At 71.5% G+C, this 11924-nt stretch carries 13 protein-coding genes; 7 read left to right on the forward strand and 6 right to left on the reverse strand.

The genetic code is table 11. From position 1 onward, the window contains the following. Nucleotides 1-2: 2 nt before the first annotated feature. Entirely contained in the window at nucleotides 3-986 is a 984-nt protein-coding gene (locus tag ACZ5SK_RS31170; RefSeq protein WP_334577413.1) for an alpha/beta fold hydrolase, read from the reverse strand. 240 nt (nucleotides 987-1226) lie between these two features. Here ACZ5SK_RS31170 and ACZ5SK_RS31175 point away from each other — a divergent pair, with 240 nt between their 5' ends. From ACZ5SK_RS31175 to ACZ5SK_RS31190, 4 genes are all read left to right on the forward strand, one after another. Then, nucleotides 1227-1445 (forward strand): hypothetical protein, encoded by a 219-nt coding sequence (locus ACZ5SK_RS31175; RefSeq protein ID WP_079659830.1) that lies wholly within the window; start codon nucleotides 1227-1229, stop codon nucleotides 1443-1445. 180 nt (nucleotides 1446-1625) lie between these two features. Then, nucleotides 1626-2267, forward strand: a complete 642-nt coding sequence (locus ACZ5SK_RS31180) for a TetR/AcrR family transcriptional regulator (protein WP_079659831.1) — start codon at nucleotides 1626-1628, stop codon at nucleotides 2265-2267. Nucleotides 2268-2413: 146 nt separating this feature from the next. Then, complete coding sequence (locus tag ACZ5SK_RS31185; RefSeq protein ID WP_020130831.1) at nucleotides 2414-2641, forward strand: DUF3107 domain-containing protein; 228 nt, start codon at nucleotides 2414-2416, stop codon at nucleotides 2639-2641. Nucleotides 2642-2822: 181 nt separating this feature from the next. Next, complete coding sequence (locus ACZ5SK_RS31190; protein ID WP_334577414.1) at nucleotides 2823-3098, forward strand: hypothetical protein; 276 nt, start codon at nucleotides 2823-2825, stop codon at nucleotides 3096-3098. Between the two features lie 20 nt (nucleotides 3099-3118). Here the strand turns inward: ACZ5SK_RS31190 and ACZ5SK_RS31195 are convergent, their stop codons facing one another. Then, nucleotides 3119-3856, reverse strand: coding sequence for a ferritin-like fold-containing protein (locus ACZ5SK_RS31195; RefSeq protein WP_334577415.1), 738 nt, complete (start codon nucleotides 3854-3856; stop codon nucleotides 3119-3121). 513 nt (nucleotides 3857-4369) lie between these two features. On the opposite strand from ACZ5SK_RS31195, the gene ACZ5SK_RS31200 reads away from it, so the two are divergent. Together ACZ5SK_RS31200 and ACZ5SK_RS31205 are read left to right on the forward strand one after the other, a co-directional pair. After that, a complete protein-coding gene (locus ACZ5SK_RS31200; protein WP_468576747.1) occupies nucleotides 4370-7060 on the forward strand; it encodes a DEAD/DEAH box helicase in 2691 nt (896 codons plus the stop codon). Between the two features lie 98 nt (nucleotides 7061-7158). Further along, nucleotides 7159-8043, forward strand: a complete 885-nt coding sequence (locus ACZ5SK_RS31205) for an alpha/beta fold hydrolase (protein ID WP_468157595.1) — start codon at nucleotides 7159-7161, stop codon at nucleotides 8041-8043. A gap of 123 nt (nucleotides 8044-8166) precedes the next feature. Here ACZ5SK_RS31205 and ACZ5SK_RS31210 read toward each other — a convergent pair whose 3' ends face one another. Continuing rightward, nucleotides 8167-9063 (reverse strand): NYN domain-containing protein, encoded by an 897-nt coding sequence (locus ACZ5SK_RS31210; protein ID WP_334577418.1) that lies wholly within the window; start codon nucleotides 9061-9063, stop codon nucleotides 8167-8169. 193 nt (nucleotides 9064-9256) lie between these two features. On the opposite strand from ACZ5SK_RS31210, the gene ACZ5SK_RS31215 reads away from it, so the two are divergent. Further along, complete coding sequence (locus tag ACZ5SK_RS31215) at nucleotides 9257-9409, forward strand: hypothetical protein (protein ID WP_171399326.1); 153 nt, start codon at nucleotides 9257-9259, stop codon at nucleotides 9407-9409. 88 nt (nucleotides 9410-9497) lie between these two features. Here the strand turns inward: ACZ5SK_RS31215 and ACZ5SK_RS31220 are convergent, their stop codons facing one another. The 3 genes from ACZ5SK_RS31220 to ACZ5SK_RS31230 form a co-directional block, all read right to left on the reverse strand. Beyond that, complete coding sequence (locus tag ACZ5SK_RS31220; protein WP_079659837.1) at nucleotides 9498-10103, reverse strand: MarC family protein; 606 nt, start codon at nucleotides 10101-10103, stop codon at nucleotides 9498-9500. Nucleotides 10104-10158: 55 nt separating this feature from the next. Continuing rightward, a complete protein-coding gene (locus ACZ5SK_RS31225; protein WP_361701395.1) occupies nucleotides 10159-11016 on the reverse strand; it encodes a PHP domain-containing protein in 858 nt (285 codons plus the stop codon). Nucleotides 11017-11140: 124 nt separating this feature from the next. Continuing rightward, nucleotides 11141-11782, reverse strand: a complete 642-nt coding sequence (locus ACZ5SK_RS31230) for a DUF6758 family protein (protein ID WP_319347657.1) — start codon at nucleotides 11780-11782, stop codon at nucleotides 11141-11143. Nucleotides 11783-11924 lie beyond the last annotated feature (142 nt).

Here is an 11924-nt window from a genome sequence, read left to right on the forward strand (position 1 = left end):
CCTCAGCCCCCCGTGGTCTCGGTCGGGGGCGCGGTCGCGGTGTCGGCGAGGAGCTCCCGGACCGCCGTCGCCACCGTCTCGGGGTACTCCATCATCGCCACGTGGCCGGCGTCCGGCAGCGTGAGCAGCCGGGAGTCGCGGAAGGCGCGGGCGGCCCGCTGGGCCATGCGGAAGCCGACGAGCTGGTCGCGGCCTCCGTAGACGAGGAGGGTCGGGGCGAGGACACGCTCGGCCTGGCGCCACAGCCCGTGCTGGCCGCCCAGGGTGTACGCGCTGAGCAGCCCGCGCGTGGAGCGCGTCATCGCGTCCCAGAAGTACGGCAGCTGCAGTCGCCGCTCCAGCTCCTCCACCGCGTGCCGGAACGCCTCTGGAGAGACCCGTCCGGGATCGCCGTAGCAGAGCGCCGTGACGCCGCGGACGCGCTGTTCGGCCGTCCACTCCCGGGTGAACCGGCTGAAGAGCGCGGCCACGCCGGGCAGGCCGACCAGGCCGGTGGGCACCGCGGTCCGCTGGACGCGCAGCTCGGGCAGTGCGGGCGAGACCAGTGTCAGCGTCCGCACCAGGTCGGGGCGGACCGCGGCGACGCGCGTGGACACCGCACCGCCGAGGGAGTTGCCGAAGAGGTGGACGGGCCCGCGGCCGGCCGCGTCGAGGTAGCGGATCACGGCACGCGCGTGTGCCGTGATGGAGTAGTTGCCGTCGTCGGGCGGCGGGGAGTCGCCGAAGCCCGGCAGGTCGACGGCCTCGCTCGCCACGACCCCGTCGAGCAGTGCCATCAGCGCCGACCAGTTCTGCGAGGAACCGCCCAGGCCGTGCACGTACAGCGCGGGCTCGAGCCCCTCGCGCGCGGGCGGCCGGGATCGGATCGTCAGCGTGATGCCCGGCAGCCCCACCGACCGGACCCGCTCGCCCTCCGCAACCCGCACGGCAGTGGCCCTCGGCAGCACACTGGTGGGCGGCACGGAGGGCAGCTCGGTCGAAGACATGCGGCAATGTTACGAGACGATCACGCGCAGCCTGGTGTGTTCGCCATCACACGCGCGGGTCGAACGCCTGTCGAGACCGACACCACACCCGCACCGCGCGTACGCCATACCAGCGCGAATCAGGGGCACTCCGCATACGGATCGCATAGCGTCCGAAACGGGTGTCTCCTAGGCTCGTACCGAGGGCACCCGCTTGAGGCCCTGCAGCTCGCAGGGACGTTCGGAGGAAGGGAGCCCACCATGGCCGTTGACCCCACCGACCCGGAGACGTTCGAAGAGGACGACGACTTCGGGGAGATCGACGTCGAGGCGCCGGAGAACGACGCCGCCGAGCAGTACACGGACGTCGCGGCGGAGCGCGACGACCCTCTGGAGGACGTGGACCCGGCCCGGGCGAACGAGGCCGATCTCGTCGAACAGGCTCGCGTCGTCTCACTCGACGAGGACGACTATCGCTGACCGGCAGCGAGCTGGAGCGGGCCGGAGTTTGCCCGGAAGATTCCGGTTCAAAACCATCTCTACCGCTTTTGCTGCCGTCCGGTCCGTGAAATTCTGCGCTCGCACCGCGCACACCACGGTTACCGAAAAGTACGATGGCGGCGCGGCGCTCACCGCAAGAGGACCACTTTGGGAGGCGGCGTGACAGCCATCGAGCAGACAGAGGCGGCGCGCCCGCGGGGCACCCGCCTGCCGCGCCGTGCCCGACGGAACCAGCTGCTGGGCGCCGCCCAGGAAGTCTTCGTCGCACAGGGCTATCACGCGGCCGCGATGGACGACATCGCCGAACGGGCCGGCGTCAGCAAGCCGGTGCTCTACCAGCACTTCCCCGGCAAGCTCGACCTCTACCTCGCCCTGCTGGACCAGCACTGCGAGTCCCTGATCCAGGCCGTGCGCGGCGCGCTCGCCTCGACGACCGACAACAAGCAACGCGTGCGGGCCACGATGGATGCGTACTTCGCGTACGTGGAGGACGACGGCGGCGCCTTCCGCCTGGTCTTCGAGTCGGACCTGACGAACGAGCCCGCGGTGCGTGAGCGGGTCGACAAGGTCACCGTCGAGTGCGCCGAGGCGATCTCCGAGGTCATCGCCGAGGACACCGGCCTCTCTCGCGCGGAGTCGATGCTGCTCGCCTCGGGTCTGGGCGGCCTCGCGCAGGTCGTGGCCCGGTCCTGGCTGCACAGCGACCGCAGCGTCCCGCGCGACCAGGCGGTGCAGCTGCTGGCCTCGCTGGCCTGGCGGGGCATCGCCGGTTTCCCGCTGCACGGCACCGATCAGCACTGACCGCGGGGGCACTCGGCTGTTTGTTCCCGCCCGCTGTTCGCTCCTGGCGTGGACGGCCACGCCGTGTACGTCCCCTCACCGGGCTAATGTGTGCAGCGTACGGCGCGGACGCCCGCGCACCTCATGACCGTCGGAGGGACATAGCCGTGGAGGTCAAGATCGGCGTGCTGCACGCGCCTCGCGAGATCGTTCTGGAGAGCGGTCAGACTCCCGAGGAGGTCGAGCGCGTGGTGGCCGAGGCACTGGCCGGGAAGTCGCAGCTGCTCAGCCTCGTGGACCAGCACGGCCGCAAGGTCCTGGTTCCGGCCGACCGTCTGGCCTACGTCGAGCTGGGCGAGCCCGCCCCGCGCAAGGTGGGCTTCGGCGCGCTGTAAGCCGGCGGGACAGCTGTAGCCGCATAACAGGAGAGGGGCCCGACGAGATGTCGGGCCCCTCTCCTGTTCTCGTTCACGGGCGGCACACGGTTCGACCACAGATGAGGATTGCATTCCGCAGGTCACGGGTATGACGGGCTACGACCTTGGTGCACGGCCCAGCCGCTCGGGAGGGACCTAAATGATCTTGGAAGCGCTCGGCTCCGCTGTGCTCGGTCTTGTGCTGGCGTGGGCGGCGGTCCACCGCCTCTCCCACCGCCTGCCGGTTCGCACGCTCGTCCTCGCGACGGGCGTCGCCGGAGCCCTGTTCGGTGACTTCGTCACCCACAGCGCGCTGGGCTCCGGCTCCGTCCTGGCAAGCCTGATCGGCGCGGCGGTCGTCTCCGCCGCCTCCCTCTCCCTGCTGCTGCGACCGTCCGGTCACTTCCGCCGACGATCGGCGCCGGCGCAGGTCTGAGCCCGAGGTCCAGGGCAGCCCTAGGCAGCCAGTCCCAGCGCCGCCATCCGCTTGGTGTGCGCCTCGGTGATGCGGGAGAACATCCGGCCCACCTCGGCGAGGTCGAAGCCGTCCGCGACGCCGCCCACGAGCATCGTCGACAGCGCGTCGCGGTCCGCGACCACCCGCTGGGACTGCGACAGGGCCTCGCCCATCAGCCGCCGCGCCCACAGCGCGAGCCGCCCGCCGACCCGCGGCTCCGCGTCGATCGCGGCCCGCACCCGGTCCACGGCGAAACCGGCGTGTCCGGTGTCGTCGAGCACCGCCAGCACCAGGGCCCGGGTGTCGCCGTCCAGACGCGCCGCGACCTCACGGTAGAAGTCGCTGGCGATCGAGTCACCGACGTATGCCTTGACGAGGCCCTCCAGCCAGTCCGAGGGAGCCGTCTGCCGGTGGAAGCCGTCGAGCGCGGCGACGAACGGGTCCATCGCCCCCGTCGGCTCCTCGCCGATCTCCGTGAGCCGGTCGCGCAGCCGCTCGAAGTGGTGGAACTCGGCGGACGCCATCTTCGCCAGCTCCGCCTTGTCCTCGAGCGTGGGCGCCAGCTTGGCATCCTCCGCGAGGCGCTCGAACGCCGCCAGCTCGCCGTACGCCAACGCACCCAGCAGGTCCACGACCGCGGCCCGGTACTGCGGGTCGGCGGAGGCCGTCGCCCAGTCCTGGGCGGCGATACCGGTGGCGGTGTTCTCGGGCTTGTCAGAGGTCGTCATGAAGCGCACAATAGCCCGCTCGCCGCACGGTGGAAGTCCCTGGTCAGTCAGTGTGACAACGAAGACGTAAGGGACCGCGCCTGGCACTGTGACAACCACAACGTGACCGAATCGGCCATCACATGTGCACGATTCCGGGGTATGGTGGTAATGCGCCTGCCGAATATTCGACGGGCCGCACGTATGAGGATGCCCGGTCGGTGGCCCGATCGGCTCCGACCCGACAGCCCTCCCTGACCGTACGGCACTGTGCGTACGACGATCGGAGGGAACCCCTCAGCGGTACGAGCGCTAGAGCGTCGGCAGAGGTCCCGTGCCATACGGCAGTGCCCCCAAGGGCAGCCCGTAGGGCAGCCGACGTCCCCCGGCACGGTCCGTCAAAGACCCCCCGCGCTCGCCTCGCACCGCGCACACAGAAGAGGCAGCACCCTGACTACGACGTTTCGAGAGCTCGGAATCCTTTCCGAGACCGCCGAGGCCCTGGAGGCCGTCGGCATCACCACCCCCTTCCCCATCCAGGAGATGACGCTCCCCGTGGCCCTCACGGGCACGGACGTCATCGGCCAGGCCAAGACCGGCACCGGCAAGACGCTCGGCTTCGGCCTCCCGCTCCTCGAGCGCGTGACCGTCCCCGCCGACGTCGAGGCCGGCCGCGCCCGGCCCGAGGCCCTCACCGACGCCCCGCAGGCGCTCATCGTCGTCCCCACGCGTGAGCTGTGCACGCAGGTCACCAACGACCTGCTGACCGCGGGCAAGGTGCGCAACGTGCGCGTCCTCGCCATCTACGGCGGCCGGGCGTACGAGCCCCAGGTCGAGGCCCTCAAGAAGGGCGTCGACGTCGTCGTCGGCACCCCGGGCCGCCTGCTGGACCTCGCGGGCCAGAAGAAGCTCGACCTCAAGCACATCAAGTCGCTCGTCCTCGACGAGGCCGACGAGATGCTCGACCTGGGCTTCCTGCCCGACGTCGAGAAGATCATCAACATGCTTCCGGCGAAGCGCCAGACCATGCTGTTCTCGGCGACCATGCCGGGCGCGGTCATCGGTCTCGCCCGCCGCTACATGTCGCAGCCCACGCACATCAACGCCACGTCGCCCGACGACGCGGGCAGGACCGTCGCGAACACCAAGCAGCACGTGTACCGCGCGCACAACATGGACAAGCCCGAGATGGTCGCGCGCATTCTGCAGGCCGACGGCCGGGGACTGGCCATGGTCTTCTGCCGCACCAAGCGCACCGCGGCCGACCTCGCCGACCAACTCCAGCAGCGCGGTTTCGCCTCCGGCGCCGTCCACGGCGACCTCGGCCAGGGCGCCCGCGAGCAGGCGCTGCGCGCCTTCCGCAACGGCAAGGTCGACGTTCTCGTCTGCACCGACGTCGCCGCCCGCGGCATCGACGTCGAGGGCGTCACGCACGTCATCAACTACCAGTCCCCCGAGGACGAGAAGACGTACCTGCACCGCATCGGTCGTACCGGCCGCGCGGGCGCCAAGGGCATCGCCGTCACGCTCGTCGACTGGGACGACATCCCGCGCTGGCAGCTCATCAACAAGGCGCTGGAGCTCGAGTTCAGCGACCCGCCGGAGACGTACTCCACCTCCCCGCACTTCTTCGAGGAGATGAACATCCCCGCGGGCACCAAGGGTGTCCTGCCGCGCGCGGAGCGCACCCGCGCCGGGCTCGACGCGGAGGTGCTGGAGGACCTGGGCGAGCCGGGCGGACGCGCCGGCCGCGGTCGCGGTGACCGCGACCGCGGCCGGGGCGAGCGAGGCGGCCGGGGCGACTCCCGCTCCGGTGCGCGCGAGCGTTCCGGTACCGGTGAACGTTCCGGCTCCGGCGAGCGCTCCGGTACCGATGAGCGCGAGCGTGCCGCACGTACACCGCGTCGCCGCCGTCGTACGCGCAACGGCGCGCCTCTCGAGGCGACGCCGACGCCCGCCGCGACCACGGCACCGGAGCAGGCACCCCTGGCCGAGCCGACGTCCGTGACGGAGGAGGCCGCCGGTCCGCGCACCCCGCGTCGTCGGCGCCGTACGCGCAGTGGATCGGGGCAGGAGGCCGCCGCTTTGACGGCCACCGCCACCGCTACGGCCGTCGAGGCCGTCGCCGAGGCCGCGGAAGCGGCCGTGACGACGGTGGAGGGCCCGGCCCTCGACACCCCGGCGTCCGCTCCGGAGATCCCGGCGCAGCCGCGCCGTCGCCGTACCCGCAAGGCGGCCGCCGCTGCCGAGACCGTGGTCGACACGGTGGAGGCCACGGAGGCGCCCGAGACCGCCGAGGCGGCGGAGGCCAAGCCGCGCCGCCGCACCCGGAAGGCGACGGCTCCCGCCGAGGCCCCGGAGGTCACCGCGGCCGTCGAGCCCGCGGCGGCACCCGAGGCCGAGGTCGAGGTCAAGCCGCGTCGGACCCGGAAGACGGCCGCCACGGCTCCGGCCGAGGCCGTGGCCGCGGTCGCGGTCGACACCGCCGAGGCGACCGAGGCCAAGCCCCGCCGCCGCACCACCCGCAAGGCCACCGAGCCCGAGACGACGGTCACCACGGCCGACATCCCGGCCCAGGCCACGCAGGAAGCCGCAGCCACCAAGCCGCGCCGCACCCGCAAGACGGCAGCCACCGCACCGACCGAGGCCGCGGTTGCGGTCGACACCGCCGAGGGCACCGAGGCCAAGCCCCGCCGCACCCGCAAGGCGGCGGCTCCGGCCGAAGCCGCCGTGGACACGGCCGAGGCCACCGAGGCCAAGCCCCGCCGCACGCGCAAGACGGCTGCCAAGGCGCCGGCCGAGGCCGTGGCCGCGGTCGACACCGCCGAGGGCACAGAGGCGAAGCCGCGCCGCACGCGCAAGACGGCAGCCTCGGCCGCCAAGGTGACGGAGGCGGAGCCGGTCGCGGAGGCCGTGGAGGTCAAGCCGCGTCGGACCCGGAAGACGGCCGCCACGGCTCCGGCCGAGGCCGTGGCCGCGGTCGACACCGCCGAGGCGACCGAGGCCAAGCCCCGCCGCCGCACCACCCGCAAGGCCACCGAGCCCGAGACGACGCTCACCACGGCCGACATCCCGGCCCAGGCCACGCAGGAAGCCGCAGCCACCAAGCCGCGCCGCACCCGCAAGACGGCAGCCACCGCACCGACCGAGGCCCCCGCCGCCGAGGCCGAGGCGAAGCCGAGGGTGCGTCGCACCCGCAAGGCGACGGCCGCCGCGGAGCCCGCGGACGGCTGACCGACCGGCACGGCACGACAGTCCGACGGCCCGGCCCCTCCTCGGTGAGGGGCCGGGCCGTCGGCGTGCGCGGCACACGCTCCCGGTAGCCTCGGCAGGTGACCACGCCGAGCAGCAGCACCCCCTTTCCCCCGCCCCCGGGCGCGCGTGCGTACTCCCTGCGGACCGAGCGGGGTGAGTTCGCCGTCGTCGACGCGCCCGTGGCCGCCGGTGTCGAGCCGCGCGGTGTCGCGCTTCTGCTGCCCGGCTTCACCGGGAGCAAGGAGGACTTCCACCAGCTGCACGGGCCGCTCGCGGCCCGCGGCTACCGGAGCATCTCCGTGGACGGGCGTGGACAGAACGAGTCCGACGGACCAGCCGAGGACGAATCGCCCTACGCCCAGGCGGAGTTGGCCCGGGACGTCCTGGCGCAGGCGGCGGCCCTCGACACGCCCCTGCACCTCGTCGGGCTCTCCCTCGGCGGTCAGATCGCCCGCGCCGCCGTCCTCCTCGACCACTCCCCCTTCGTCTCGTTCACGTTGATCTCGTCGGGTCCGGCCGAGATCTCGGAGTCGCAGAAGCAGCGCGTGAAGCTGCTGCACGACGCGCTCGCGGTGATGACGATGCCTCAGGTGTGGGAGGCGATCCTGGCGATGGGGCCGCCGGAGGAGGTCGGCGGGCCGGCCCGCGGCTTCGGCGACCCGGAGCAGTTGCGGCTGCGCTGGCTCAACCACAAGCCTGCCCAACTCCTCGTCACCGGCCGCCGGTTGTGCGTCGAACCGAACCGGGTCGCCGAACTCGCCGCCGTCCCGCTGCCGTTCCACGTCCTGTCGGGCGCACGGGACGACACCTGGCCGCTCACTCTCCTGGACGGCATGGCCCTGGAGCTGCGTGCGCACCGGACCGTCGTGCCGGGCGCCGAGCACTCACCGAACCTGGATCAGCCCCTGCCTACGGCCCGCGCCCTGGCCCACTTCTGGGACAAGCACCCCCTTCAGGGCTAGCCCTGCGGCAGATCGGCACCGCGGCGGAACCAGTAGTGCGGCACCGCGGCGGAACCAGTAATGCGGCAGTGCGGCGGAACCAGTAATGCGGCAGTGCGGCGGATCCAGTACCGCCAGTACCCGTTAGTACTGCCCCTGCACGTGCTCCCAGAAGCCGTCCCGTAGGGCGCGTCTCAGGTCCGCCTGGCCGCGCAGGGAGTACTGCAGGATGCCCTCGGCCTCGACGAGGAGATCCTGGTCGACGGAGCCGGGGAGGTAGGGGTGGCCCGGCAGCAGCTCCGCGAGGGTCTCCCTGCCCCGCGCGGCGAGCCACTTCGCCGCGATCTGCGCGCCGGCGAAGCGGACGGCCTCGCGGGTGGGCCGGCTCGCGCCGTTCGCCTCGTAGCCGGGGACGGTGCGCCGTGCGACGTACGGCTTGAAGAAGTCGAGGTCGAGGGTGCGCTGACTGTCGACCTCCCAGAGCAGCGGCTCGGCCTGGTTGCGGCCTTCCGGCGCCTCGATGCCCCAGAGGTGGACGCGGGCGCCGTACCCCTGCGCGGCCTCCACGGCCGAGACCAGGTCCTCGTCGCCGCCCAGCAGGGCCGCGTCGCTGATGGCGCGGTGGCGGGCCAGTGACTCCAGGTCCGTCCGGATCAGCGAGTCGACGCCCTTCTGCTGGTTGTTGGCGTTCAGGTTGCCCAACCGCACCTTGACGTCCGGCAGTTCGGCGATGGACTGCTGCTCGGCGGTGTGGATGCGGCGTCGGGCGCCGTCGTACCAGTAGACGCGCAGCAGCCGGCTGTCGGCGAAGATCGAGCGGGCTCGGTCGATGAGCGCCTCGAGCAGGCCCTCGGCGTCGAGGTCGAAGGCGCGACGGTCCTCGGTCCCGGCCACCAGGCGTCCCGCCGCCGCGTACACGTACCCCGCGTCGACGAAGATCGCGTGGGTCGAGGGCGTCTTGGCCACCTCGGCGAGCATGCGCGTCAGCAGCTCGTTCGTGCGGTCGATGCGGGCGGCGAGGGCCGGGAGGTCGTCGTTCATCGCCTCCATTGTCCCGGTGGTCACGCTGCGAACACAACCGGTCCCGTTCAGTCTCCGCAAACCCCCGTACCCGTTAGTAGTTAGTTGTTCGAAAAATTTCTTTAGCGTAGGGAATGTTTGTAACACGCATCCCGTTGACTCCTCATGTATGCAGCAATCCCCCACCGGGGATGACCAGACGAAGGGAGAAGCAATGCGCTTCGAAATCATGCGACTCGACGACGTCGACGGCACGCCCGTGGACTGCACCGTCGTGGACGCCGCCTCCGTCAACCGGATCGTTCAGCAAGCCGCCGCCATCGGGCAGCGGCTGTGGATCCGTCCGGCCGACACCTCGGCCTCGTAACACGGGTCCTTCACACAGGTTTCAGAGCCCCCTACAGCCGGCTTCGATTCAAGCGGCCGTAGGGGGCTCTGCGTGTACCGGCAACCGTTCAGCTCGCCCGGATCACCTGGGTGACCCCGTTGATGATCTGCTGCACGGCGATCGCGGAGAGCATCATGCCCGCCAGCCGCGTCACGAGGACCACACCGCCGTCCTTGATGACGCGGATGATCAGCAGCGAGTACCGCATCACCAGCCACAGCACGGCATGGATGGCGAGGATCGCCGTCCAGACCGACACCTGCGAGGCCACGCCGTCGGCCTTCTGCACGGCGAGGATGACGGACACGATCGCACCCGGGCCGGCCAGCAGCGGCATGCCCAGCGGGACGAGCGCGACATTGACGTCCTTGGTCTGCTTCGGCTCGTCGGTCTTGCCGGTGAGCAGGTCGAGCGCGATCAGCAGAAGCAGCAGCCCGCCCGCGATCATCAGCGCGGGCACGGAGACATGCAGGTAGTCGAGGATCTGGTGGCCCAGGAGCCCGAAGACGGTGATCACACCGCCCGCCACACAGACCGCCTGGAAGGCCATCCGCTTCTGCACCTTGCCGGGGCGTCCGGCGGTCAGGGCGAGGAAGATCGGGGTGATCCCGGGGGGATCCATGATGACAAAAAGGGTGAGAAAGAGAGAGCCGAAGACAGCGACGTCGAACATCAGTACAGAGGCCTTGCGCGAAAGAGGGTGAGTGGAGGTGCGGAGGGGGTGAGCGTCAGGCTCCGCCGGTCCCCGGCACCGGGAACGCTCCGGTGGCCCGTCGGGTGATCTCTGCGTAGACCTCGGGGTCGGTCGTGTACTCACCGAGCACGCACGTCTTGCGGCTGCCGTGGTAGTCCGACGAGCCGGTGACCAACAGCCCCAGATCGGCGGCCAGCCCGCGCAGTCGCGCCCGGGTGTCCTCGTCGTGGTCCATGTGGTCGACCTCGATGCCGTCGAGGCCGGCCGCGGCCAGCTCGGCGATCGCCGCCTCCGGCACCGTGCGCCCCCGCTTGTCGGCGCCGGGGTGCGCGAAGACGGTGACCCCGCCCGCGCCCTTGACCAGCCGGATCGCCTCGAAGGGGTCGGTCTCGTGCTTCTCGACGTAGGCCCGGCCGCCGTCGGACAGCCAGTCCTCGGTGAACGCGTCGCTCACGGTCGGTACGACGCCCAGCTCGACCAGCGCGGTGGCGACATGCGGCCGCCCGACGGACCCCTCGCCGGCGATCCGCTCGACCTGCTCCCAGGTGACGGGCACGCCCAGCGCGTTGAGCCTGGCGACCATCGCGCGCGCCCGCGGCACCCGGTCGTCGCGCACCAGCTCACGCTCGGCGAGCAGAGCGGGCTCCTCGGGGTCGAACAGGTAGGCCAGCATGTGCATGCTGATGCCGTCGATACGACAGGACAGCTCGGCGCCGGTGACGAGCGTGAGCCCCTGCGGCAGCGCGGCGATGGCCTCGGCGTATCCCCGGGTGGTGTCGTGATCGGTCAGCGCGACGACGTCCAGACCGGCCGCGGCCGCGTTGCGCACCAGCTCGGCCGGGGTGTCCGTACCGTCGGAGGCCGTGGAGTGACAGTGCAGATCAATACGCACGACGCAGACTCCAGGCGATGACAGGACGGACGGGGACGCTCCAGCATAGCGCCCATTCGAACGCCCCTGTCACACCCGAAGGCCCGGAGCACCCCCTACACCCGCGGCCCGGCCCAGCGGAACGTCACGGCTTGAGCAAGCGCGGCGAAAGCGCCCCGCACGGCACCAGCTCGACCTCCGCCCCCGCGTCCCGCAGGTCGGTCAGGACCAGCTCGTCGTACATCAGCAGCCCCGACTGCTCGGGCCACACGACCGCCCACAGCCACAGCCCCCGCGCCTCGCCCGCGAAGACCGCGCGGTCGTCCGGGGTGGCGGAGACATGCCACAGGGGGGTCGGCCGGCCCGCGGCCAGGACCTTCGCCTGCGGGGGTTTCTCGACGCTCATGTACGGACCAGGGTCCGGTCCGTCGACACCGGCGTAGCGCGCGCCGAGGCCGACGCCCAGCTCCTCGGCGACCAGGATCAGCTCGCCCATGCCGCCGAGCGGGCCCGGTCCGGAGCAGGCGACGACGGTGGCGCGGCCGCCACTGCGGTCGTCGCCCGCGTACGTGACGCCCGTGAAGAGCCAGCCGACCGGCAGCGGCCACGGCATCCACACCGGGACCTGCGTGCGGTGCACGACAACACTGAGGGCCTCGACGCTGGGCGGGATCACGGGCTGCAGCGGATGCACCGTCCCGTGCACATCGCACTGCCAGGAGTCGGAGAAGAGTCCGGGAGCCCTGACCCGGCCACCACACTTCGGGCAACTGGGTTCGCCCCTCATAGGGCCCCACGGTCCTACCCGAGCCCGCCCACGTCAAGGACGATCACCCGTCCGGGCGGAACCAGTTGAACCGGCAGCGTTTACGTGTAGCTTGCATTAATTAGCTGGGCTAACTTACTATGTGCATATACCAACCATCTCA

Source organism: Streptomyces sp. NPDC031474, assembly GCF_055581185.1.

Excerpts from the sequence above, each read along its gene's own strand:
- ACZ5SK_RS31170 (WP_334577413.1), bottom strand. The coding sequence starts at position 986 with ATGTCTTCGACCGAGCTGCCCTCCGTGCCGCCCACCAGTGTGCTGCCG.
- ACZ5SK_RS31175 (WP_079659830.1), top strand. The coding sequence starts at position 1,227 with ATGGCCGTTGACCCCACCGACCCGGAGACGTTCGAAGAGGACGACGAC.
- ACZ5SK_RS31190 (WP_334577414.1), top strand. The coding sequence starts at position 2,823 with ATGATCTTGGAAGCGCTCGGCTCCGCTGTGCTCGGTCTTGTGCTGGCG.
- ACZ5SK_RS31200 (WP_468576747.1), top strand. The coding sequence starts at position 4,370 with ATGACGCTCCCCGTGGCCCTCACGGGCACGGACGTCATCGGCCAGGCC.
- ACZ5SK_RS31210 (WP_334577418.1), bottom strand. The coding sequence starts at position 9,063 with ATGAACGACGACCTCCCGGCCCTCGCCGCCCGCATCGACCGCACGAAC.
- ACZ5SK_RS31215 (WP_171399326.1), top strand. The coding sequence starts at position 9,257 with ATGCGCTTCGAAATCATGCGACTCGACGACGTCGACGGCACGCCCGTG.
- ACZ5SK_RS31220 (WP_079659837.1), bottom strand. The coding sequence starts at position 10,103 with ATGTTCGACGTCGCTGTCTTCGGCTCTCTCTTTCTCACCCTTTTTGTC.
- ACZ5SK_RS31230 (WP_319347657.1), bottom strand. The coding sequence starts at position 11,782 with ATGAGGGGCGAACCCAGTTGCCCGAAGTGTGGTGGCCGGGTCAGGGCT.